The sequence below is a fragment of the Butyrivibrio sp. WCD3002 genome, from assembly GCF_000424265.1.
Lineage (GTDB): Bacteria > Bacillota > Clostridia > Lachnospirales > Lachnospiraceae > Butyrivibrio.
In genome coordinates, this window is sequence record NZ_AUJO01000001.1 from 727633 (window position 1) to 752916 (window position 25284).

23 protein-coding genes are annotated in these 25284 nt (G+C 42.0%); all 23 read right to left on the minus strand.

The window, feature by feature from the left end; all coding sequences use genetic code 11:
* Positions 1 to 24: 24 nt before the first annotated feature.
* The 23 genes from G608_RS22140 to smc all read right to left on the minus strand — a co-directional run bounded on the left by G608_RS22140 (position 25) and on the right by smc (position 25283).
* Positions 25 to 2568 (minus strand): sensor histidine kinase, encoded by a 2544-nt coding sequence (locus tag G608_RS22140; protein ID WP_026494781.1) that lies wholly within the window; start codon positions 2566 to 2568, stop codon positions 25 to 27.
* A complete protein-coding gene (locus G608_RS0103015; protein ID WP_026494782.1) occupies positions 2568 to 3293 on the minus strand; it encodes a response regulator transcription factor in 726 nt (241 codons plus the stop codon). The genes G608_RS22140 and G608_RS0103015 overlap by 1 nt, the downstream gene beginning before the upstream one ends.
* A complete protein-coding gene (locus G608_RS0103020) occupies positions 3294 to 3680 on the minus strand; it encodes a YraN family protein (RefSeq protein WP_026494783.1) in 387 nt (128 codons plus the stop codon).
* Positions 3681 to 3733: 53 nt separating this feature from the next.
* Complete coding sequence (locus G608_RS0103025; RefSeq protein WP_026494784.1) at positions 3734 to 4054, minus strand: EscU/YscU/HrcU family type III secretion system export apparatus switch protein; 321 nt, start codon at positions 4052 to 4054, stop codon at positions 3734 to 3736.
* A gap of 81 nt (positions 4055 to 4135) precedes the next feature.
* Entirely contained in the window at positions 4136 to 6055 is a 1920-nt protein-coding gene (gene fliK, locus G608_RS0103030; protein WP_026494785.1) for a flagellar hook-length control protein FliK, read from the minus strand.
* A 64-nt stretch (positions 6056 to 6119) separates the two neighbouring features.
* Positions 6120 to 6884 carry a ribonuclease HII gene (locus G608_RS0103035; protein ID WP_081677263.1) on the minus strand — a complete coding sequence of 255 codons (765 nt, stop codon included), beginning with the start codon at positions 6882 to 6884 and terminating at the stop codon, positions 6120 to 6122.
* 20 nt (positions 6885 to 6904) lie between these two features.
* On the minus strand, positions 6905 to 7459 hold the full coding sequence (gene lepB, locus G608_RS0103040; protein WP_026494787.1) for a signal peptidase I: 555 nt from the start codon (positions 7457 to 7459) through the stop codon (positions 6905 to 6907).
* The gene (gene ylqF / locus G608_RS0103045; RefSeq protein ID WP_026494788.1) at positions 7459 to 8334 is read right to left on the minus strand and encodes a ribosome biogenesis GTPase YlqF; all 876 of its coding nucleotides are present in this window, start codon (positions 8332 to 8334) and stop codon (positions 7459 to 7461) included. The genes lepB (G608_RS0103040) and ylqF overlap by 1 nt, the downstream gene beginning before the upstream one ends.
* A gap of 13 nt (positions 8335 to 8347) precedes the next feature.
* The gene (gene lepB, locus G608_RS0103050; RefSeq protein WP_026494789.1) at positions 8348 to 8941 is read right to left on the minus strand and encodes a signal peptidase I; all 594 of its coding nucleotides are present in this window, start codon (positions 8939 to 8941) and stop codon (positions 8348 to 8350) included.
* Positions 8942 to 9008: 67 nt separating this feature from the next.
* Positions 9009 to 9356, minus strand: a complete 348-nt coding sequence (gene rplS, locus G608_RS0103055; RefSeq protein WP_026494790.1) for a 50S ribosomal protein L19 — start codon at positions 9354 to 9356, stop codon at positions 9009 to 9011.
* A 160-nt stretch (positions 9357 to 9516) separates the two neighbouring features.
* Positions 9517 to 10299, minus strand: a complete 783-nt coding sequence (gene udp, locus G608_RS0103060) for a uridine phosphorylase (RefSeq protein WP_026494791.1) — start codon at positions 10297 to 10299, stop codon at positions 9517 to 9519.
* A 57-nt stretch (positions 10300 to 10356) separates the two neighbouring features.
* On the minus strand, positions 10357 to 10890 hold the full coding sequence (rimM, locus tag G608_RS0103065) for a ribosome maturation factor RimM (RefSeq protein ID WP_026494792.1): 534 nt from the start codon (positions 10888 to 10890) through the stop codon (positions 10357 to 10359).
* A 47-nt stretch (positions 10891 to 10937) separates the two neighbouring features.
* Positions 10938 to 11723 (minus strand): tRNA (guanosine(37)-N1)-methyltransferase TrmD, encoded by a 786-nt coding sequence (trmD, locus tag G608_RS0103070; protein ID WP_026494793.1) that lies wholly within the window; start codon positions 11721 to 11723, stop codon positions 10938 to 10940.
* A gap of 143 nt (positions 11724 to 11866) precedes the next feature.
* Positions 11867 to 12097 carry a KH domain-containing protein gene (locus tag G608_RS0103075; RefSeq protein ID WP_026494794.1) on the minus strand — a complete coding sequence of 77 codons (231 nt, stop codon included), beginning with the start codon at positions 12095 to 12097 and terminating at the stop codon, positions 11867 to 11869.
* Positions 12098 to 12147: 50 nt separating this feature from the next.
* Positions 12148 to 12390, minus strand: a complete 243-nt coding sequence (gene rpsP / locus G608_RS0103080; protein WP_026494795.1) for a 30S ribosomal protein S16 — start codon at positions 12388 to 12390, stop codon at positions 12148 to 12150.
* A gap of 80 nt (positions 12391 to 12470) precedes the next feature.
* Entirely contained in the window at positions 12471 to 13847 is a 1377-nt protein-coding gene (ffh, locus tag G608_RS0103085) for a signal recognition particle protein (protein ID WP_026494796.1), read from the minus strand.
* Between the two features lie 3 nt (positions 13848 to 13850).
* Complete coding sequence (gene ylxM / locus G608_RS0103090) at positions 13851 to 14195, minus strand: YlxM family DNA-binding protein (RefSeq protein ID WP_026494797.1); 345 nt, start codon at positions 14193 to 14195, stop codon at positions 13851 to 13853.
* 104 nt (positions 14196 to 14299) lie between these two features.
* Positions 14300 to 17578, minus strand: coding sequence for a glycoside hydrolase family 2 TIM barrel-domain containing protein (locus G608_RS0103095; RefSeq protein ID WP_026494798.1), 3279 nt, complete (start codon positions 17576 to 17578; stop codon positions 14300 to 14302).
* Positions 17579 to 17588: 10 nt separating this feature from the next.
* Positions 17589 to 18686 carry a GH25 family lysozyme gene (locus G608_RS22145; RefSeq protein WP_196810120.1) on the minus strand — a complete coding sequence of 366 codons (1098 nt, stop codon included), beginning with the start codon at positions 18684 to 18686 and terminating at the stop codon, positions 17589 to 17591.
* 5 nt (positions 18687 to 18691) lie between these two features.
* On the minus strand, positions 18692 to 19567 hold the full coding sequence (locus tag G608_RS0103105; RefSeq protein ID WP_026494799.1) for a YitT family protein: 876 nt from the start codon (positions 19565 to 19567) through the stop codon (positions 18692 to 18694).
* A 3-nt stretch (positions 19568 to 19570) separates the two neighbouring features.
* A complete protein-coding gene (gene ilvA / locus G608_RS0103110) occupies positions 19571 to 20797 on the minus strand; it encodes a threonine ammonia-lyase (RefSeq protein ID WP_026494800.1) in 1227 nt (408 codons plus the stop codon).
* A 14-nt stretch (positions 20798 to 20811) separates the two neighbouring features.
* Complete coding sequence (gene ftsY, locus G608_RS0103115; protein ID WP_026494801.1) at positions 20812 to 21726, minus strand: signal recognition particle-docking protein FtsY; 915 nt, start codon at positions 21724 to 21726, stop codon at positions 20812 to 20814.
* On the minus strand, positions 21726 to 25283 hold the full coding sequence (smc, locus tag G608_RS0103120) for a chromosome segregation protein SMC (RefSeq protein ID WP_026494802.1): 3558 nt from the start codon (positions 25281 to 25283) through the stop codon (positions 21726 to 21728). The genes ftsY and smc overlap by 1 nt, the downstream gene beginning before the upstream one ends.
* Between the last annotated feature and the right edge of the window lies 1 nt (position 25284).

Consider the following 25284-nt stretch of genomic DNA (forward strand, 5'->3'; position numbering starts at 1 on the left):
TTTCCATATTCCAATTCTATATTCTTATTTTGTCACTTCTATCTGTTCTGCCACAAGATTATCATTTCCTGATTCATCAGTATAGAACATTACATTTACCTTGAAGAGGTCACCATCAAGTATTATGCTGAACTTTCCGCCCATAGCTTCTGTCAGGCTCTGAGCAATTGAAAGTCCAAGTCCGCTACCCTCTGTGCTTCTTGAAATATCTCCTCTGATAAATCTTTCAGTGAGCTCCTCTGCTTTTATATTAAGCTCATTTCTTGAGATATTCTTAATAGAGAATGTAGCCAGGTTTCTTCCGTCCTCTTCCTCAGTTACATCAAGATCCATATAAACTCTGGTGCCGGTAAGTGCGTATTTGCAGACGTTATTGATAAGATTCTCAATAACTCTGAAAAGCTGTCTGGGATCAGCCTCGATCATCACACTGTACTTCTCGCATTTTAATATTGCGGTAAGGTCGCTGTCCTCAAGCTTTTCGTAAAACTCTCCCAGTGTCTGCTTGATAATCTCTGCAAAATTGATCTTCTCCATGTGTAATGTGATATTACCTGAAGAAATCTTTGAAGCCTCAACAAGGTCATCTGTCAGCTGACGAAGTCTCTGGGATTTGTTTTCCAAAATACTGATGTAGTCCCTTACTCTCTCATCCTCGATATTCTCACGCTTTAAAAGATCAACATAGTTAATAATTGAGGTAAGCGGCGTTTTAATATCGTGAGATACGTTTGTTATAAGGTCAGCCTTAAGCTTTTCATCCCTCATACTTCTGTTAACTGCATCCTCAACGGAGTGAACTATATTATTAAGCTCCTTTGCGATGAAAAGATTACCGCCGTGAACCTTATTCAAGTCTATCTTTACATCTATCTCACCGTTTCCGATTTTCTTAAGAGCCTCGTAAACAATGATTTTGTCGTTATTTACATTAACTACATAAATACCGATAGCTATATCCATGATCACGGCAATGATTATTCCCGCAAAATCATGATATATTATCAGGTAAAAATTCATGAAAGTCGTAAAAGCATAGGGCACGACAGTAATTAAAAACATATTCTGTCGCATGCTCATCTTCTCGGACACCTTATGGAAAAGATCGATTCCCTTCTTTAACAGAGATGTGCGGTAAAGTGTCCTTGTCTTTATTTTCCTTACAAGGCCGTACAGACCATAGGAAAAGGCATTATCTGCAAGGAATGAGAAAAGCCCAAGAAGCACTGCCGAATAGGTGGTACTTGCCGCTACAATAGGTGAGAATTCAAAAATATAATTAAATCCCCAAATGAAGAATACAACACCCGCTATAGACAGAATCATTGTAATTTCTATGGGAAGAAAATCCAGCTTCTCTATTCCACCATAGGTTCCGTCCTGATACTCGATATGCCCCTCACAGATTATCAGATGCATGATGAGAACAAAATAGATAAATATAAAGATAATTATCATCACGTAGAGCTGCTTATAATAAGGGATGTATCTAAGGAACGCATCACGTCCTATAGTAAAGTCATCCGTACAGGGATAATTCACCGTATCAACTGCAAAGTAATACTTCATCTGATCCGGGAAAGCATAGTCATAATTACTAAGTATCTCTCGGAGCTTTGCCTCATCGATTTTGGTATTGGATGAATACTGCAGATCGTAGGGGCAGAAATAAATATATTTTCCGTAAGCTCTGAATTTCTCACCTATATCGACGCCGTTAGGATTTTTCCTAAGCTCTTCAATATTGGTATAGGTTTCGGTCTTACCGTTAATGGTCCTGGTAATATAATATCTGAAATTGCTTTTATCGAAGTTGAACTTACCCTTGATATTAAAATACTTATCGTAGTTCAGGGCCATGGTAGATGCGGCTTCCGTTATATTAGCGCAAAGCTCGTTGTAGTCCTCCCAGGTAGATACTATATCTTCAATGTTCTCGTCATGAATTGTCTTGTATCTGGACAAAAGAATAGTATGTGTTCCTGTGTCACCACCCTCCATGGGCACGTTTATATTGGTTCTTACAGTATTGTTATCAATCTGGGAATTTAGGAAGCTGTTCATACCACCTTCAGCATTATTCTTCATAAGGTGGGTATAAATCGTGGTATTGGCAAGAAACTTACTGCTATCGCTGTCGCTAAAGCTTCTCTCCTCGTACTCAAAGCCGTTCTGCGACCATTTGATAAGGTCTGATACTCTGTAGACACCGGTGATATAGTCACTCTGTAACAGAGAATTTCTGTTTACAAAGGCCGTTACGTCTATCTTCTTGTCGGAATTGTAAAGACCATCTGTTTCAATCATGGTACTTATTCCGGTCAGCTCTGCAACTCCATGAAGATTACTGGTTAGAATAGTATTAAAGAACTCAGAATCCTCATATTTGGGTGCACTGTCACCCTCACGCAGTGAATATTCCGTACCGTCCACGCCCTTGATAACAGAGCCGTTATGCACATAGAAAATAGCACCTACAACAATAGCAATGCAGAGGTGCTGAAAGGTTCTGAGTATCGTCCTTGTGAACCATGTTAAAGAATCTTTTCTGAATAAACGCTTAAGCATCAGTTGCCCTCGGTGTCGATTTTATAGCCCACACCCCATACTACCTTCAAATATTTGGGATTCTTGGGATCTATTTCTATTTTTTCACGTATATGCCTGATATGAACAGCAACCGTGTTGTCTACTGCAACAGCATTCTCATTCCAGATGTTTTCGTATATCTCATTTATTGAGAATACTTTACCTTTTTCCTTAAGTAAAAGAAGAAGTATATTATATTCAATTTTTGTGAGCTTAATGACTTCATCATCAACAGTAACTACTCTTGATATATCGTTGAGCACAAGTCCGCCGGCTCTGTAGATGCCATCTTCCTCACCGTCAGACTCCTTTGCCTCAAGCTGTGTATATCTTCTGAGGTTGGATTTAACTCTTGCAATGAGCTCAAGGGGATTAAAGGGCTTTGTAACATAATCATCAGCGCCTATATTAAGTCCAAGAATCTTATCGGCATCCTCTGATTTAGCTGAGAGCATGATTATGGGAAGAGAACTGATCTCACGAATTTTCATGGTGCACTGAATGCCGTCCATAACAGGCATCATTACGTCAATAATAGCCACATGAATATCATTGTTCTCAACAATTTTAACTGCCTCAAGCCCGTTATATGCTGTAAATACGTTAAGCCCTTCCTTTTTCATATAAATGCTTATGGCATTTACAATCTCTTTATCATCATCACATACAAGTATATTTTGCTTCAAACTACTAACCTCCGTCATTCAATAAGATGCTTTATTCAATGGAATATATGAAAAAGCATTCTTATGCCATTTTATATGCACGGTGCCGTCATCTTCCCGCATCATTGCAACGACATCAAATCGTTGCGCCGCATCAGCTGTAATCTTGTTTTGTCTTCTGAAAAAATCAGAAACGCGGCATATTGTTCTCTGTTTACGAAGATCAACTGCCGCTTCGGCTACTCCGAATTTTGATCCGGTTCTGTATTTTACCTCAATAAATGAAATATATCTACCGTCTTTTGCAATTATATCTATTTCTCCTGCCCTGCATCTAAAATTCCTAAACAGGATTGTGGCACCATTCTCTTTTAGATAATTACAGGCAAGTTCTTCAAAATAGGTTCCCTTTTCTCTTTTGTTCATAAAAAATTATATCACATTACTCCAAATTTTCTTTTAAGGCCCGCTAAGCAGCTTTAAAACTGCGATAAATCAACGTTCTGGCGTTCCTTGGCCCTAATTTTGTCCATTGCATCCACGAATACAAGGATTTCGGCCACAACCTCATAGAGCTCCGGAGGAATCATCTCTCCGATTTCCAGCTTGGAAAGAGTGTCGGCAAGCTTACTGTCCTCATGGACAGGAATATCCTTCTCCTGAGCGGCCTCAATAATCTTCTCCGCAAGCTGTCCCTTGCCGCTGGCAATGACTCTGGGAGCGCCGTCTTCGTTTGGATCGTATGCAAGCGCTATGGCCTGTTTTGGTTTTCCGTCTTTGTTTTTTCCGCTCTCAGGCATGTTTTCACTCCATAAGGTAGTTCTGCTCTACTCTGTATGACATTTCACCAGGCTCGAAAGAGCCGCACAAGGTGATCACTTTTATGCTCTGGCATCAAAAGACTGCATCGAGATCACCGGCATTTTTCTTACATCCAGCATTTCGCTTACTGCCGCGTCATCACTGTCGTTATCCATATCTGTATGAAGCATCATTTTAGCTTCCATGTTATAACCGCGTTTACTTAATCTCTCATTCAAGATATCAATATGCGCTTCGATTAGGTCAAGAACACTTTCATCAGCCACATAAAAATTGGTCTTAACATTATTGTCCGTCATCTTGACGTAAACATCCAATGGACCGAGATTATCAAGATCAAGGTGAAGTATTGCACTTACTGTTTCCCCGGGCTGGAACTTGCGCTTTCCGTTAGAATACACATAAAGATCTCCGTGGGCGTCCTGATCAGCCATTTTTAACGGAAGCTGCACATAATTAAACATATGGTTAAGCTCGTTCATGAACTCAATATTATTCATGAGAGTTGTGGCACTTTGCGCTGCCTTGGATTCTGCCCCAAGAGTACCGGTAAGAGCTTCACCAAGCTGCTTCGCCTGAGAGTTTAATCTGTTATACAGACTCTCGACATTCTCTTTACTGCTGACATCTGAAGGCTCGAGCATCCACTGATTTCTGATTGAATCCTTCATGAGCTTGTTGTATTCGTTACTGCCAAATAATTTCAAAAAAGAATTAGATGCGGTGTCGGATTTACCTTCACTTTCCGAATAAGCCTTAGCAAGCTCCTTCATCAATGCAGCCTCATCAATCTTTGCTGCCTCCTGTCCGTTTGCCTGCATCACAAGCTTGAGCATCTCCGGACCTGCGGACTTCGTCTCGCTCTGTATGCTTTTTATAATATTCGCAAAATCATTGCTGAGGATAACAGACTTAGGGTTTGTCTCTATCTGTGCTGTTTTCCCGTTATCTGTCTGATTCTTAATACCCTGAGTCTGATCCTGTTTTTGTTCTTCCTCAGAAAGCTCCTCAAGTGATCCCAATAACGCGTTATTACCGGCATTTTTATCTGTTACCTGTTCTTCTGTCTTTAAGGTTTCTCCCTGCTGCGTGGCGTTTTTTACTGTTTCTTCGGCATTGGCAGCATTTTGCACTGCACCTTCTGCTTCAGAATTAAGCAGAACCTTAGCGCCTTCTGCATTTACGCCATTTCCGTTAGCTGCTGCAGACATCCCAGCGGCTGTATTGTCCGCTCCTACAATTCCGGTAGAATTACCGGATGCTGCAGTGCTTTCCATCTGCTCCATACCATCGGATATCATCTTTAGAATATCACCGTACAGTTTTCCGGCAGATTCTCCGTCACCGTTTTGCACAAGCTCATTAAAAGCAGACGGAAGCTCATCCATAATGGAATCCATTGTTTCCACTACCTGATGCTCATAGTTCTTGTAGCTTTCAAATTGCTGAATATTCTGGTCATTTATGGGGATATTCAGAGCCTTCATCTGTACCAGTGATGATACAGAAGTATCAGGATTGGCAGATACGAGATGATTCATGGATAAAACAGAGTCCTTATCAATGGGCATTCCGTTTTCCATCATTGATTTAACCATCTCCAGATTACTGCCTGTAGGCTCAAGACCTGCAGCAGTTAAAGCCTTAAGCGCTGTAGGATCTAAAGAAGTATTTTCATATAAAGGAGTCAGCGTTATCTGACTGTTTGAAGCCCCTCTTACCTCAAAGGATACATACTGCCCCTCTTTCAGTGACATACCCTCCTGAAGCTTTGCATTTATGACAGTATCATCACCCAGCTTTATCTGGGCATTTTTAATACCGCCCTCGTCTGTGAGAGATATGATCTTTCCGTTTATCCTCTCACCGGTTTCGAGCGAGCGCGCAGAAGTCTGTTCCCTTGATGCATTTTGATTAACTATTCTCCCATCAACCTGCACAAGAGGCCGATTTGAAGTTAAACCACTGACATTGCTCATTCGGACTCTCTTTCGTAGATGCTGCTACAAAACAAGCTTAAAAGTACCAAACTCTATGCTCTACTTAAATAAAATTCTTGATAAAGCTTCTTCTGTGAATAGGACACGGTCCAAGCTCCTTCAAAGCTTTGATATGGAGTTCTGCTCCATAGCCCTTATTGGATGCAAATCCATATCCGGGATATTCCCTGTCGTATTCCTCCATCAGATGATCCCTTGTCACCTTGGCAACTATACTTGCGGCGGCAATTGAAACACTCTTGGCATCACCCTTAATAATAGATTCCTGCTTATACTCCTCAAGCTGCGGTACATGGACAGCATCAAGAAGAAGTAACTCAGGCTTAACAGAAAGCTCCGCTACAGCCTTTGCCATAGCCTCATAGGTAGCCTGCAGGATATTAATTTCATCAATTCTCTCATGAGTTGAAAAGCCTATACCGACAGATACTGCCTTCTCCATAATCTCAGAATAAAGCTCTTCTCTCTTTTTTTCGGATAATTTCTTGGAATCATTTATATATAGAATTTTACAATCCTTTGGAAGAATAACAGCGGCTGCATACACAGGTCCTGCCAGAGGTCCTCTCCCAACCTCATCGATACCGCAGATAAACTCAAGGTCGGGATGCGCATTTTCAAATTCACGCATTTTCTCAAGTCTGGCCATTTCAGCCTGCACTGCCGCTATTTTTTTATTTGCTGATTCTATCAGGTTCTTTACACCCTGACGCTCATCATCACTGTATTTCTCAATAAAAGAACGGTAAGCATCTACTTCACTGAGTGCTGACAGCTCTCTTTTTATCTCTGCTATCTGAATAGCCATAATTTCATCCTGTAATAAATTTATTTTTTGTCATTATCTATGAATCCAAATGAAGAGAAGGGGAATACTCTTATCCAGGTTCTTCCGATGATGTCCTTCCTCTTAATATTTCCGACGGAAGGCTCTCTGGAATCAAAGCTGTAATTACGGTTATCACCCATTACGAAATATTCATCCTCGCCAAGGGTGACAGGCTCTGCGGCCCTTCCGGGATCTCTTATGATTTCAGCACCATAGTGCTCCTCAAGAAGTTCACCGTTAATATAAATATTACCGTCGTAATCGATCTGAACAGTCTCACCGGGAAGACCGATGATTCTCTTTATAAAATAGCTTTCCGGATCTCCTGCATAAGGGAATATTATGATATCGAATCTCTTCGGATCACTGAACCTGTAGGTCAGCTTATCGGCAATCAGTGCATCCCCATCATGAAGGGTATACATCATTGATTCACCGTCCACATCAGTTCTCTGTGCCACAAACTTCATGAAAAGCATGGTAAGAAAAACGATTACAACTACTGTTAAGATTGTACTTCCTGCGCTTCTTAAAAAATTCCTGAAATTACTCATTATGGTCTCTCCAATGATATTTTTCCAAGTCTTCCGTTTCTGAAATCATCCAAAAGCAGTGCACTTGCTCTATCTATATCGGGTTTTCCGCCCTGTTTTATTAGCTTTCTGTTCTGGGCGATAGCAGTCAGAATTGAAGATTCCGGTGTCTCATACTGATCTTCCTCATAAAGTAGCTTTTGCTGCTCTGTGACCTGATATTTCTCAGTAATAGTCTGTGGATACCACTTTTCAAGCTTTCTGATAAGTTCTACTGCCAGCTCATTCTTATCGAGGTTCTCATCATTCATTGAACCGATAAGGGCAAGATTAAGTCCCACGACTTCATCTTCAAATTTAGGCCATAAAACACCGGGAGTATCAAGGAGCTGCAAATTCTTACCAAGCATGATCCACTGCTTACCCTTGGTGACACCGGGCTTATTTCCGGTCTTAGCAGCAGCCTTACCGGATACCTTATTGATAAAGGTACTCTTGCCTACATTTGGTATACCTGCAACCATGGCCCTTATGGGTCTGTTGACAATACCTCGCTTTTTATCTCTTTCGATCTTTTCACGGCAGCTCTCAGTAACCTGATCAAGCACCTGTCTTACCTTGCCGTTTTCTTTGGAATTCATCTCCATTACACGGATGCCCTGATCCTCGAAGTATTTAACCCATTCCTTATTGACCTCAGGGTCTGCCAGATCGCATTTATTAAGTATCACTAGTCTCGATTTATTCTGACCAAGCTTATCTATATCAGGATTTCTGCCTGCCATGGGAATTCTGGCATCTGTCAGCTCAATTATGACATCCACAAGGCCTATATTCTCCTGCATCATACGCATAGCCTTGGTCATGTGTCCCGGATACCATTGATAATTATTCATCTAAATCTTTCCTTTAATTCACAAAACCACTTACACCTTCGCTTTTGCCATAGCAAAACCAGGCTTTTCCGGCAATCATTGACTGCTTAACAACACCGATATTGGCACTTCTGCTGTCCTCACTACTGTTTCTGTTATCTCCAAGAACAAAAAACTCACCATTATCAAGCTTTATTTCGTTTTCAGCAATTCCTGCCTCTTTCATTTTATCATATTCGCGGTCATCATTACTCACTACTTCGCCGTTCACAATAAGATTACCGTCTGAAATCTTAACAGTCTCACCGGGAACAGCCACCACTCTTTTAATGTAATAGTGGGATTTTTCATTACCGTTTGGCAAAAAGACTATTACATCATCCTTTTTGGGTGCAAAAAACTTAAAGATAACCCTGTCCACAAGCACGCTCTGGCTGTTATAAAGTGATGGCTCCATGGAGTCACCGATAACTCTGACTCTTTTGCCAAAAGCCATAACAAGCAGCAATGCAATGAAAACAGCAAATACCGTATAAAAGCCCCACGAAAAAATCTCCCGAAGGAGCTCCGGGGTAACTATTTTTTTCTTCTCATGAAAAAGTGAATGATATTTCTTTCGTCTAAACATTGTGTATAACCCATAGGATAAAAAAAGGCAGATACTATAATAGTAACTGCCTTTTCGTGGAATGTTCTTAGCGAACCTTTTCCTTGACCTTTGCCTTCTTACCTGTGAGGCCCTTAAGGTAGTTAAGCTTAGCTCTTCTAACCTTACCCATTCTCACAACCTCAACCTTCTCAATGAGAGGTGAGTGAAGGGGCCATGTCTTCTCAACGCCAACACCGTTAGAAATCTTACGAACTGTAAATGTGCAACGGTTGCTTCCGCCCTGAATCTTCTTAACAGTTCCTTCGAAAACCTGTACTCTTTCACGGTTTCCTTCTTTGATCTTGTTGTGAACACGAACTGTATCACCTGTGTTGAACTCAGGAGCCTGTGCGTTCAGCTGTTCCTTCTCGATCTCTGCAATGATTGTATTCATTTGCTTTCTCCTATACTATATAAATGGACGTTCTTAAATATTGTTACATACCAGAGGACCGTCATTTTCGCAACATACAAGATGATAACATATATCTTCCTGCCGCGTCAAGGTTTTTTACTTTATTTATCCCTAAAAACGCCGTTTTTAATACGAAATTTTACTTATTTTTCTTATCCTCGGCAATAAGCTTCTTTATAGCAAGAATTGCTGTTCTGATAGCGCTGTCCGTATCATGGGCCTGCGGATTATCAAGTCCTGCCTTAGCTCTCTCCTGATTGGCCACTGTGAGCATTACAGCGCCGCATCTTGCTCTAAGCCACTGTCCTACTATAAACAGTGCTGCTGATTCCATCTCAGATCCAAGGCAGCCGCATCTCTTCCATGCTTCCCACTTATTCTCAAGCTCATAGAAAACAGGCTTCGTCTCAGGCTCATGCTGTCCGTAAAAAGCATCCTTACACTGAACCACACCGACGTGATGTCTGATGCCAAGCTCTTCTGCAGCCTTCTTAAGCGCATCCGTAACTTCAAAGGTTGAGACAGCAGGATATTCGATGGGAGCATATTCCTTGGTAGTACCCTCTGCTCTCACAGCACCGTTAACCACGATAAGGTCTCCGCCCATTACATCAAGCTGCATTCCACCGCAGGTTCCTACTCTGATGAAGGTATCTGCTCCTATCTTGTGAAGCTCCTCTACAGCGATTGATGCAGAAGCTCCTCCGATACCGGTGGATACAACGCTGACCTTCTCACCATCAAGGTAGCCGGTGTAGGTGTTGTATTCTCTGTTATACGCTACCTGCTTGGCATCATCAAAATATGCTGCTATTTTCTCGCAGCGTCCGGGATCACCGGGAAGAATAACGTAGCGTCCCACATCTCCTTCCTTTAAATGAATATGATATTGATAGCCGGCGCCTTCTGTGTAATCAACCATAGCTTTTTCCTCCTGTAAAATGATAGCTCCCTGTGACCTTTGTCACGGCTGCTATTATTAGTCAAATAATCCATCCATAATATGAATGGTCATCACTTTATTTTCTATATCAATGTTCTTTACGCATTCCCTGATTCCGGGAATCATGACAGTATCATCTACTTCGCCTGAAGTTGCAGCCTCAGCCCTTTTCATCTCGTAAACGTCATTGGCTCCCGTCTGTATAACCTTGATTATTGAGCCAAGCTCGTTACCGTCTTCATCCACAACCTTCATGCCTTCAAGGTCTGCAAGATAATATTCACCGGGTTCAAGCTTAATAGCATCCTCACGGCTTACTATAAGCTCCTTGCTTCTAAAACGCTCAACCTCGGAAATATCGTTAAATTCCTTGAATTTAAGGATTACAAATTTATTACCAAATCGAACCTTCTCGATATTAAGTTCTTTCTTGCCCTCACGACCAGTATCAAGGATGACCTTCTTCAGCTTTTTAAATCTCTGCGGATCATCTGTTGTCGGGAAAACATTGACCTCTCCCTTAAGTCCGTGAGTAGATGCTATTACACCTACAACAAAATATTCTGTCAAATTTTCGCTCCTATGCTTAATCCTATTTTTCTCTCTTACAAGATAAATTAATTTTCTTCCGCTTCTGCAATTCTGTCAAGAATCTTCCGCCTCTTCTTAAGACTTTTGGCGGTGAACTCATCGGGATGAGTCTCAACGTATTTTTCATACAATTCAGGTCGTCTCTCCTTAGTTCTCTCAAGAGATTTCTCGAATCGCCATACGTCTACATTGGCATGATTTCCGGACAAAAGAACGGATGGCACCTTTTTATCCATCCAAACCTCCGGTCTTGAATACTGCGGATATTCCAAAAGCCCATCATCAAAAGACTCTGTCTGGGCAGATTCTTCGTTATTTAAAACACCGGGAACAAGCCTTGATATTGCGTCTATCATAACCATTGCAGGAAGCTCGCCGCCTGTAAGCACATAATCTCCGATAGAAACATAATCAGTGACTATCTCTTCTAAGACTCTCTCATCTATTCCCTCGTAATGGCCGCACAGAAATATGATATTATCCGACTGTGAAAATTCTCTTACCATATTCTGGTTAAAGACACTTCCCTGAGGTGTGACATATACAACTCTTACGCTTGCATCAGGATCCTTCTCCTTAATATTTTTCATTATGTCCTGATAGCAGCTGTAAATAGGCTGTGCCTGCATAAGCATGCCTGCACCGCCTCCATAGGTATAATCATCAACCTTGTTATGTTTATTATCAGCATAATCCCTGATATTATAGGCCTCAACATGGATATAGCCATTGTCCATACCACGGGCAAGTATGCTGGTCTTAAGTCCCGAAAGAACCATTTCGGGAAATAATGTCATAATGTAAAAATTCATCAAAAACCTCGCCAAGTGTACCTGCATAGCTACCACTAAGCCACAAAAGCTCTGCAAAGTGCACTACTTAACTTAAGACAGCCGAATAAAGCACTTAACTTTATCCGGCTGCTAATATTATCGGTGTCTTATTATGTCGATAATCAATCAACTATCTCGACATCAACTTTAAGATTCTCTCTGGTAGATGCTGCCTTAACAACAGAGCGGATAGCCTTTGCAATCCTTCCCTGTCTGCCGATAACTTTACCCATGTCAGAGGGTGCAACATGCAGCTCTAAAATGATGTTTCGGCCATCTTTTTTCTCGTTTACAACAACCTCATCCGGATTGTCAACCAGAGACTTTGCAATTACTTCTACCAATTCTTTCATGAATTTTCCCCTAGTTTTATTGTACTAAGCTAAAAAGTCTCGTCCGGTAATTATTTGATACCAGCCTGCTTGAAGATCTTCTTAACTACGTCTGTAGGCTGAGCACCGTTGCTGAGCCACTTCTTAGCGAGCTCCTCGTTAACCTTGCATGTGCTGGGATCTGTGTTAGGATCGTAAGTTCCGATCTCCTCGATGAACTTTCCGTTTACAGGGAACTTAGAATCAGAAACAACGATACGATAAAAAGGAACCTTCTTTTTACCAATTCTCTTAAGTCTAATTTTTACTGCCATTTTTAATAATCCTCCATATAAAAATAAATAAAATGTAGTAGCTATATGTAAAATTCGGATGGTGTTACCGAACTCTCATATCAAAAGAATTTACCAAAGCCGCCTTTTCCCATTCCCGGGAATCCGCCAAAGCCTCGTCTGCCTTTTTTGCCCATCATTCCGGGCATCTGCTTCATCATCTTCTGCATCTGATCAAACTGCTTAATGAAGCGGTTAACATCGGCGATATCATTACCTGAGCCCTTAGCTATTCTGTATTTCCTCTGGGGATTCATAAGCTTGGGATTGCGTCTTTCCTCAGGTGTCATTGAAAGCACAATAGCTTCCATCTTTGCAAGCTGCTTTTCATCAGGAAGACTGTCATCGCTTATCTTGCCCATTCCGGGAAGCATTCCCATGATGGCACCAAGGCCGCCCATGTTGCGCATCTGCTTCATTGATTCAAGATACATCTCGAAATCAATCTTGCCCTTCTTCATCTTGGAAGCCATCTCGCGTTCTTTTTGTTCATCCATCTCGCGATTAGCTTCAACAGCTTTATCTATAAGACTGAGCACATCGCCCATTCCAAGTATACGGCTAGCCATTCTGTCGGGATAGAAAGGCTCAAGATCTGAGAGCTTCTCGCCCATACCTACATATAAAATCGGCTTTCCGGTAACCTGTCTTGCTGATAATGCAGCACCGCCTCTGGTGTCACCGTCCATCTTACTGAGGACGATTCCGTCAACACCTATGCGGTCATTGAACTGTACTGCAACATCTACTGCCGCCTGACCGGTCATGGCATCAACTACAAGAAGTGACTGATGAACCGTAACGGCTTCTTTAATATTGATAAGCTCCTGCATCATGTCTTCGTCAATCTGAAGACGTCCTGCTGTATCGAGAATAACAACGTTTTCATTGTTTTTCTCAGCATGCTCGATAGCTGCCTTTGCGATATCAACGGGATTAACATCTGTTCCCATTGAGAAGAAATCAACTTCCTGCTTCTCAGCATTGATCTTTAACTGATCAATAGCCGCAGGTCTGTAAATATCACAGGCAACAAGCAGAGGCTTTTTACCCTTAAGCTTGACCTTTCCTGCAATCTTGGCTGCAGTGGTGGTCTTACCTGTACCCTGAAGGCCGCACATCATAATGACTGTGATGCTCTTACCGGGCTGGAACTGAATCTCAGTAATCTCAGAACCCATAAGGTCTGTCAGTTCCTCATTAACAATTTTTATAACCATCTGTGCAGGATTAAGACCATTAAGCACGTCTTCACCGATAGCTCTCTCCTGCACCTTATTTACAAAGTATTTAACAACGCGGAAGTTTACATCAGCTTCAAGAAGTGCCATCTTAACTTCCTTCATGGCAACCTTTACATCATCCTCAGTAAGCTTACCTTTGCCGCGAAGATTCTTAAATACATTTTGTAATTTATCTGATAAACTCTCAAAAGCCATATATTATGACAACTCCCTGGTAATACCGTCTACTGTCTTCATGATTCTGTCACGAAGTGTCTTCTGATCTATGGTCTCGTCAACAGCAGCCTTAGCTAAAAAATCCAGCTGCTCGCGAATCTTCCCTGTTCTCTCTATCATTCCAAGCTTCTCTTCATATCCTTCAAGAGATTTGGTGCAGCGCCTGATTATGTCGTGTACACCCTGCTTGCTGATATTGTACTGTTCGGCTATCTCTACGAGAGACATATCGTTGTAGACTGCATCTTCATATATATTTTTCTGGTGCTCAGTTAAAAGCTCACCATAGTAGTCGTATAAAAGACCCTGTTCTACAATCTTCTCCATCTCATCTCCGAACTGTTTCACGCAAAAAGAAATGCGGTACTAATCGCACGTGTGATATAGTACCGCATATATAACCAGCTGTCAAGTATTTTTACTTTACATCTTTAAATGCCCTTGAATTCAAAGGTGAAATGAAGCTTTTGCTCACCGCTTATTCTGAATTCTTCGTGAGGTCTTGCTCCCCAGGTGTCATCTCCGCCAACACCCATTTGCTTCAAAATACATCTTACAACTGTCTGATTAACAGGGGGAAGCTCGTAGGGATGCTTCGCTTCATCAAGCTGATCCGGTGTGTAGGGAAGTGCTGAAAACTCCATAGTTCCCGGCCTGCTCATATATTTATCTAAGTATTTAGTTCCATCATCATAGCCTCTGAAAATAAGGCCACGACCCTTTACATCTGTAACCTTAGCCCATCTTACTCCTGTCTTGTTGCCGGTTTCCTCAGGCACAAGATAAGGCTGAACATTATCCTTTACAAGGTTATTGTAAACAGACAGCTTTCCGCCAAGGTTTTTATCGCAATAGGTCTCTTCAGGACCCATTCCGTACCACTGAAGATGATCATAGTCCGCATCCATAAAGAACATGAAGCCAAACTCAGGCATATCTGGAGTCCCCTCTGCCTTATCGTAATCAAGGCTAACCCTCACACTGCCATCCTTAAACACTGTATATGTCACATAGCAGCAGGTGATAGGATAAGTTGCTATGTATCTTCTAAATACTACTTCTACAGAATCACCGTTCTCAGTGAGCTTGGGATATTGTCCGTCATCAGGTGCCCCCGAATAAGTACTCGGACCGTTGGGAGACACTTTCGACTGGAAGCAGCTTGCAGTCTTCCACATAGCCATTCTGAGCGGATCCCTGTTTCCGTTATCATTCTCAATTGCAGCTCTCCAGAAATTCGGCCTCGGAGCTGTTCTTATCATCTCTTTTCCCGCATAGATATATGATGCCATGCCGCCAAGGGGCTTAGAGAAAAGCACTTCGAAATTGTCGCCTCTTACGCCGATATTGTCATGACTCTTAACTACCTTAAAGGAATGCTGCGGTGCATAGGAGCTGCAGCCTTCAACCGCTGTAGCTACACTTACAAGTACTGCCTTTTCTCCAAAGGCTACTTCATAACCCGCATCACTATAACAGGTCTTCATCCTGTTTCTTGCGGATAGAGAAACTACGAGCTCTGTATTATTTCCCACAAGTCCGGTATCCTTAGATACACTAACAGGACTTGTCTTAAGAATATCTTTTGCTTTCTCAAGATAGGAAGTGATATCAAAAAGTACTTCTTCTCCGGGCTTTACTGAAATATCAAGCTGCTCGCTTAATATTTCCTTACCATAGGCAGATATTTTTAAATAAAAATCCAGTTCCTTTGCGTCAGTGAAAAGATTTCTGTTAAAAATCTTAGCCTTTACACTCTTTGGATCAATCGCCACTGCAAGATAGTTATCATCTGTGTCTGCACCTGTTACAAAGTCAATTCTAAAGGGCTGATAGCATCTCTTGACCTCCTGCATTTTTGCATAGGGCTTTCTTGTGCCATCAACGATGCCGTTACCACTGAAATTATAATCGCAGGGACGTCTTCCGATATCTCCGCCGTAGGCCTGATACTCAACACCATAGCGATTCTTTGTTCTTACGGACTGATCCACATAATCCCATATGAATCCGCCCTGGAATCTGGGATTTCTCTCAGTAAGATCTATGTATTTAAACATACCGCCGATAGAATTTCCCATGGCATGCATGTATTCACACATGATAAAAGGCTTTTCGGGATGCTCCTCCAAAAACTTCTCAACGTTAACTACGGAAGTATACATCTGACTTTCCATGTCTGAGGTCTCATTATACCTTCTGTCCCAGAAAAGTCCTTCATAGTGCACAAGCCTCTCCTTATCCTTCTTACGGAAAAGATCAGCCATATCACGTATTACATCTCCGCCGTAGGACTCATTTCCAACGGACCAGATAAGAATTGCGGGATGATTTTTATCTCTCTCATAGGTGGAATTAACGCGGTCAAGCATCATCTGCCTGTAGTTGTCGTTATCTCCGGGAAGTGATTTCTCAATGGAAAGTTCGCCGGCTATAATGGAATTCCATCTGCCGTGGGTCTCCATATTGTTTTCTGCTATAAGATAAATTCCAAGCTCGTCACAAAGATGATAGATATAAACATCATCCGGATAGTGGCATGTTCTTATAGCATTGATGTTATTCTGCTTCATGGTGCAAAGGTCAAGATATGCCTCTTCGCGCCTTGGGCTTCTTCCAAAATCGCAGGAAAACTCATGTCTGTTAACGCCATAGAAAACAATTCTCTTGCCGTTAAGGCACATGATGCCATCCTTCATCTCAAATTTTCTAAAGCCAACCTTTTCACGTACAACCTCATATACTTTGCCGGCTTCATCCATAAATTTAAGACGAAGCTCGTAAAACTGCGGCTTTTCTGCACTCCAAAGCTTAACGTTACCGATCTTTTCATGGGCAGAGCCTTCCCCGGCTGTTACATCAATAATGCCGGATGCTGCTACTGCCTCAGCATTGCAGTCAAAGGGCATATAAAGCTCATAGGCCACCTTTGCGTTTTGGGCATTGGTCTTAACCTGAATACTGAGATTACCGTTTATAAACTCATCATAAGGAATAGCCTCTATTCTGATATCCTCTGCATGTACGGCAGGCTTTGTATAAAGAAATACATCGCGGAAAATTCCTGATAAGCGGAACATATCCTGATCCTCAAGCCAGCTTGAAGAGGTCCATTTATAAACCTGAACTGCCAGCTTATTTACGCCCTCCTGCAAAAACTCTGTGATATCAAAATCAGAAGGAGTAAAGCTATCCTCGCTGTAACCTGCAAATTTCCCATTTACCCAGAATGCGTATCCTGATTCAACACCCTGAAAGGAAATGCAAACCTTATCATCCTTATTCCAGTTAGCAGGCACCTCAAAATACCTAATATAGCTTCCTGTGGGATTAAATATCTCCGGTACCTGTCCCGGCTCAATATCCTCGTGTCCCTCCCAGGGATACTGGGTATTAACGTAGGTAGGCTCATCATAGCCCTCAAACTGAATATTGGAAGGAACCCTTATATCGTCCCAACCGGAGCAGTCATAGGAAGGCGCTTCAAAGCCTGCTATAACGCTGTTCATATTATTGGCATAAGAAAACTTCCAGATACCGTTTAGACTCATCCTAAGTGAAGAATCATAGGGCACTCTGTCCTTTGCCAGGGCAGATTTAGAATTACACTCCTCATCGCTGGCATAAGGAATAAAATCCGCATGTGCAGGGAGTGTATTTATTTTAAAAATTGTAGGATCCTTGATGATCCCGTAATCAAATTTTTCCATTTCATTCATCCTACTCTTCATCTGTTGAATAATCTGTCATACACATTATGAAATTGGCGCCGCCATCAATACCGTAAATATAACCGTTTCTGGTATATTCCCACATATCAAAGCGGTAGGGATAGTAAGGTCTGTCGCCATTAAAAGAAAACCAGACAGGATATTTCTTTTGCATTTCAGGTTCGATGTATTCCGTATATGCCACGATATTTCCATAAATCATAGGCTTGTAGCCGGCATCCTTAACCTTACCGCAATAAGAATCGATTATTTTTGTATAATCCGAAGAAGTAAGATTAACCGTTCTTGATTCAGGACTGTCTGAAGCTTCAATCATTATTGCAACAGGATAAGTAATTTCATAAGGGCTAATAAGAGAAAGGATATAATCCGCCTCCTCTTCAGCTTCCCTTGCATTTATTGCAGAGGAATCAAAATATACGCCAACCTTAAGTCCTGCAGCCAGAGCACCGTTCACATTCTGTCTGAAAAAATCATCCTCAACCAGGGACGCATCCTCGGAAGAACCGCGAAGTCCGACTCTCACCATTACAAAGTCCACCCCTACAGACTTAACATTCTCAAAATTTATTTCACCGTTATATCTTGAGACCATTATTCCAAATTGAGGCTGAACACTTTCATCCGGGCCGATGTAATCAAGCTTGCCGTTGGAGCTGACTCTGAAATCCTCAGCCTTAAATCCGTGTCTCTCCATATTTTCATCAATTGGGTAAAAAAGATATTCTCCGTTAGATGCGACTATAATATCATCAGGAAACATATCCCTGATAGCCGTAAGACTTCCTTTGCTGCCAAGTATATCCTTAAACTGTGTCCTTACATTCGTCAGTGTCTCGGACTCTGCCTCAGCTGCAGCATTTTCAACCAGCTGCTCCGTCTGAGCAGTGGTGAAATAGCCCTCTTTTTCAATGGCATCAAGCTCACTGGTCTTAGCTTCGATACGCCTTCTCAGGTCAGCATTGGAAAGAAGTAATCCTATACAGAAGGTGAGCGCTAAAAGGCTCACCAGACTTAGAAAAATTATTGATATTATATCCTTGGTTTTTCGAACCATTTTGCTGTTTTGATGGTCATTCTTTTTCATAAGCATTAAATCCGTTCGTCAAAATAGCTCTTGTATCCTTCACCGAAAATCTCAGAAGCACTGCTGACAATCATGAATGCATCAGGATCTTCTTCACGTACAATGTCCTCTGCAAGAGGTGATAATCTTTTTTTAATGGCACAGAGGATTACCTTTTTCTGTTCTCCGCTGTAAGCACCCTGTCCAAAAATATGGGTTGCTCCAACGTCGAGCTCCTCTAAAAGCCTTCCTGTAATATTATCCGTCTTATCAGAAATAATGTAAATCAGTTTTGCGCCATCACGTCCGTACAGAACAAAATCGATAACGTAGGAAGTGATAACAACTCCCAGAAGTGAGTAAAGGACAACCTTGATATCCTTAAGAACAACTCCCGCAAATGAAATAACAAACATATCGCTAAGTAAAAACAACACACCTGTCTTGATATGCGGATATTTCTGCCGTAGGAGTTTTATTATTACATCCGTTCCGCCTGTGGTTGCATGGCATTTAAATGTTATACCAATTCCCACAGCCACAAGTACGCTACCAAAAATCACACCAAGGATTACATCATAAACCGCAAACCTCATGCAGTACTTTGCAAGCAGATCGGTAAATACTGATATCATCGAAGTCGCATAAATGGTCGAAATTGTAAATCTGATACCAAATTTATAAATAGCCAGAAACAGTATAGGCACGTTCATGATCATGAACCATACACCGGTTCCTATAGGAACAAGTCTGTTAAGTACAATTGCCGCTCCTGTAAGACCTCCCGGTGCAATGTTGTTAGGATCATTGAAAAAGCTGGTACCCACCGCATAAAACAAAGCACCTATTGTTATCAGAAAATAATCTGTTCCCTTTTTGGTGATTTTCTCTACATAAGTCATATATTAAATGTTGGTGCGAACAATCTTCGGCTTATAACCATGCTCTTCAAGAGTCTGAATTATCTGCTCCTTATGTTCGCTGCCAAATGCCTCCAAAGTAATACGAAGTTCAACAGCTGCACTTCTGTTGATTGAAACAAACTGATTATGCTCAAGCTTGATAACATTACCGTTTGTCTTTGCAATAATATCTGCAACCGCAGCAAGCTGTCCCGGCTTATCCGGAAGAAGTACAGATACCGTAAAGATACGATTTCTGAGGATCAGTCCCTGCTGTACTACGGAAGACATTGTGATAATGTCCATGTTACCGCCTGAAAGTACGCAGACAACTCTCTTATCCTTGGTATCAAGCTGCTTAAGTGCAGCCACGGATAACAGTCCGGAGTTCTCAACTACCATCTTGTGATTCTCAACCATATCAAGGAAGGAAACTACAAGATCCTCATCGGGAACAGTTACGATATCATCAATATATTTCTGAATATAAGGGAAAATCTTTTCACCGGGAGTCTTAACCGCAGTACCGTCTGCAATTGTGTTTACTGAAGGAAGTGTAGTAACCTTTCCGTTCTTAAGACTCTCCTTCATGCAGCTGGCGCCCTCAGGCTCAACACCGATGATCTGAACCTTGGGATTAAGAAGCTTTGCAAGAGTTGCAACGCCGGTCGCAAGACCGCCTCCACCAATCGGAACCAGAATCATATCTACTGTAGGAAGCTCTTTGATAACCTCCATTGCGATGGTTCCCTGACCTGTAGCCACATCAAGGTCATCAAAGGGATGAACAAAGGTGTAGCCGTGCTCATCAGCAAGCTTAAGTGCCATATCGCAGGCATCATCATACACATCACCGTGAAGAATAACCTCTGCGCCAAGGGCTTTGGTTCTGTTTACCTTGATAAGAGGGGTTGAAGTAGGCATTACGATGGTAGCCTTTACACCATAAGCCTTAGCAGCATAGGCAACACCCTGTGCATGGTTTCCTGCTGAAGCTGTGATAAGACCCTTTTCTCTCTCCTCATCACTGAGGGTCATGATCTTATAATATGCTCCGCGTACCTTGTAGGCACCTGTTCTCTGAAGGTTCTCAGGCTTTAAGTAAACCTTTCCGCCTGTAACCTGGCTCCAATAATCACTGTAGATAAGTTTAGTATCCAGTGTTACCTTTTTCACACATTCATAGGCTTCCTCAAAAGCCGGAAGCGTTAAGCTCTCCTGTTTCCCCATTTTTATCCTCCAAATTAGCTAAAAAGTGCATCAACAAACTGATCAGATTCAAATCTCTCAAGATCATCAAGACCTTCTCCAACTCCGATGTATTTAACCGGAATATTAAGCTCGGATACGATTGCTACCGCAATACCACCCTTGGCTGTTCCATCAAGCTTGGTAAGAACGATTCCCGTAAGATCCGCAACCTCACCGAATTCTCTCGCCTGTGAAATAGCATTCTGTCCGGTTGTACCATCGAGAACAATAAAGTTCTCACGTCTTACACCGGGAAGCTCCTTATCAAGAATCCTGTTCATCTTGGAAAGCTCTTCCATAAGATTCTTTTTATTGTGAAGTCTTCCGGCAGTATCAATCATCAAAATATCAATATCTTTTGAACGGAATGATGAAACTGCATCATAAATAACGCTAGCGGGATCAGCACCTTCTTTTCCAGCAACAAGCGGTACTTCAGCTCTGTTTGTCCACTCTCTGAGCTGTTCTGTAGCTCCTGCTCTGTAGGTATCTGCCGCAGCCACAAGGACCTTTTTGCCTTTTTTTCTGAAATGTGCAGCAAGCTTACCAACGGATGTGGTCTTACCAACACCGTTAACGCCTATAACAAAGATAACTGTCTTCTGATTTTCAAATTCATAAGCGTTCTCTTTGGTACGCATCTGTTCACGGATGTTCTCTATAAGAAGTTCCTTACATTCTGCTGTGTCAGTTATATGTCTGTCTCTTACCTGCTCTCTGAGTTTATCCATAATGCGGCTTGTGGCATTGATTCCAATGTCACCCATTATGAGAGTCTCTTCAAGCTCCTCGTAGAAATCCTCATCGACACTTGAGAAATTACTAAGAACATTGTTTATGCCCTTAACAACTCCTTCCTTTGTCTTAGTGAGTCCATCCTGTAGTTTTGCAAAAAAACCGCCTGCCATTAATCCGTAAGCTCCTTATCAATCAAATTAACACTAACAAGAGTAGATACACCCTTCTCCTGCATTGTAATACCATAAAGTCTGTCAGCACTTTCCATTGTACCACGCCTGTGTGTGATGACAATAAACTGCGTGGATTTAAGTTTATGGAGATAATGTGCAAAACGAACAACGTTGTTCTCATCAAGTGCCGCTTCAATCTCATCAAGGAGACAGAAGGGTGAAGGCTTAAGGTTCTGAATCGCAAACAAAAGCGCGATGGCCGCAAGGGCCTTCTCTCCACCGGAGAGCTGCATCATGTTAACAAGCTTTTTGCCCGGTGGCTGAGCATTGATTCTGATACCTGCTTCAAGGATATCCTCATCCTCAACCAGCTCAAGGGTACCTTTACCGCCGCCGAACATTTCCTTAAATACCTTATCGAACTCTGTCTGAATCTTCTGGAACTGGTCAATGAACTGCTTTCTCATGGATTCATCCAGCTCTGTGATTATCTCGCGAAGTTGCTGCTCAGCTGCAATTAGATCATCATGCTGAGTCTTCATGAAAGTATAACGCTCCATGAGGATTCTGTAATCCTCAATGGCATTGACATTTACATCGCCAAGCTTTCTGATTGCATCCTTAAGTGAAGAAATCTGTCTCTTCATTGCAGGCATATCAGTCATGGTCTCATCTCGCATGGATGCAGCATCTGTAAGAGTTATCTCATACTCATCCCACATGTAGTTGATCTGAGTTTCAATTGCTTCCTTACTTCTCTCGCATCTTGCAGTGAGCCTTGTAACTTCTTTATCAAGACCATTTATAGTCTGATTCAGTTCCTCAGTCATCTTGAAGAAGTTCTTCTGAGAAGCTGTAAGTTCGTCCTTCTTTGCTCTCTTTTCTTCAAGAGCCTTGCTTACATCAGTCTGAACATCCTTAGAACTCTCGATTGTGAGCTTAATCTCCTCGATGTCCTTCTTACGCTGTTCCAAAATTTCATTATTCTGTTTAATGGATGCAATGATCTCATCAAGAGCATCCTGCTCTGTTTTGATCTCACCCTCTATACGATCAAGATTCTGTTTCTCGAAGGTCTCCTTCTGGAGAATCTTCTCGTATTCAATATCCCATGCGGATACGTTCTCGGATTCCTTCTCTTCCTCTTCATGAAGAGTTTCAAGTTTGGTCTGGAATTCAGAAACCTTTGCTGACTGCTCAGCTTCTGTTTTCTCTGACTGCTCAAGAGCTGCCTTTGAATCCTCGCGTTCCTTCTGGATATCCAGCATCTGCTGCTCGATGGACTCGCTCTCAGCCTTAAGGTCAGAGTAGTTGCCCTTCTGCTGAGCCTGGCGCTCCTTCTCATTTTCTACATTTATACGGGCAGTATTCTGCTCGATAAACTTAGTCTGCAGTGCTGTTCTTAATTCTTCAACAGTAACGCGAAGCTCATTTCTGTGCTTCTTGGTGTCCTCAATCTCCTTCTGGAAAAGAGCGATATTTTCCTTGTGCTTCTTAACATCTGCCTCAAGTTCATCCATCTCTCTTCGTCTTCCGAGAAGATTGGAGCTGTTTCTGAAGGTACCGCCACTGATGGCACCGCCGGGAACAAGAAGTTCTCCTTCAAGGGTAACCATACGGATAGTGTACTTATATTTTCTTGCGATTAAAACAGCGTTATCTACTGTATCTACAACCACAATTCTGCCAAGCATTGCCTTGGCAACACTTCTGTATTTATCCTCAGTATCAACCAGCTCATCAGCCATACCAAGCACGCCCTTTTCATTAAGAGCTTCCTGTGCCTTAAACTCCTGAGGATCACGGATACTTGTAAGAGGAAGGAATGTTGCACGTCCTGCCTTCGATTTTTTAAGGAAGGCAATCATTTCCTTAGCTGTCTCTTCATCATCCGTTACTATATTCTGAATATTACCGCCAAGGGCAATTTCAATAGCTGTCTCGTATTTAGGCTGTGTCTTTATAATGTCGGCAACAACACCGATGATACCGGGTGTGTCAGCCTTGTGTTCCATTACCTTCTTGACACTTCCGCCGTAGCCTTCATATCTCTCAGTTAAGTTACTAAGAGCATCCAGCTTGGACTTTGCCTGAGTGTAAAGATTCTGCTCATCACGAAGCTTGGCATCCTTCTGTGAAAGCTTATCTCTGATACCTGCAAGCTCATTCTCAGAATCCTTCTGTTTCTGATTCATGGTCCTGATCTCTTCGGTGATCTGTTCAAACTGAGCGTTCAGGTTCTTAATAATCTCTTCCTGTGCAGATTCATCGGAGCGGGCCTTTACAAGCTTACCTGTAAGCTCCGCCTTCCTTATGTTGATCTGCTCCTGTCTGGTATCCAGTGAACTGATACGGGACTTTATGGTAGATCTCTCTGACAGGGTCTCGATTATCTTACTCTTACAATTCTCAACCTCAGTATTTATCTCATTTATCTGAGTCATTATGCCATCGAGCTTTTCTCTGGCTTTTGCTCTGTCTCCGGAGAGGACTTCAAGTTCTTTATCGATAACCTCTTTCTCGGCAAGGACCTTGTCTTTTTCCTTCTCCTTCTCGGCTATCTTTTCTTCCTCGTCCTTTTTGCGTCTCTCAAAATGCTCTGAATCATTAGTGGCAGAACGAATCTGTTCATTCATGATACCGATCTGGCCTTCGAGTTTTTCTCTCTTAACGGAGGTATCTGTAATCTTGGCTCTGGCTTCCTCAATCTCATGATCGAGAGTCTCGATTTCCTCCTGAATTCCCTCGTACTCAGCCTTGGTATCCTCGTACTTTTCCTGAGCTTCAGTGAGCTGTTTGGAAGCCACTTCAAGATTCTCCTCAGATTCTGCAAGGTTTTTCTTCTGAGCTTCGTTCTCAAGAAGGAACATATTCACGTCAAGACTTTTAAGTTCTTCCTTGTGCTTTAAATATACCTTGGCAACCTCTGACTGCTTCTCCAAAGGCTCAACCTGCTTCTCCAGCTCGGATAAAATATCATTTACACGGGTAAGATTCTGCTTTTCCTGCTCAAGCTTCTTTATCGCAGTATCTTTTCTTGATTTAAACTTAACGATTCCGGCAGCTTCATCAAAAAGATTACGTCTGTCCTCGGGCTTACTTGAAAGGATCTGGTCAATCTGACCCTGTCCGATGATAGAATAGCCCTCTTTACCGATACCTGTATCATAAAAAAGCTCATTTACATCTTTGAGCCTGCAGGTATTACCATTTATCATATATTCACTCTCTCCGGACCTGTAAAGGCGTCTGGAGACAGTTACTTCATCATATTCAATAGGAAGCGCATGATCTGAATTATCAAGCGTAATTGCGACGTATGCATAGCCCAGAGGTTTTCTAAGCTCTGTTCCTGCAAAAATAACATCCGTCATAGTGCCGCCACGGAGCTGTTTAATACGCTGTTCACCGAGAACCCATCTCACTGCATCAGCGACATTGCTCTTACCTGATCCGTTAGGTCCGACTATGCCGGATATTCCATTGTGAAATTCAAGTTTTATTTTATTTGCGAATGACTTAAAGCCGTGAATTTCAATGCTTTTTAAATACATA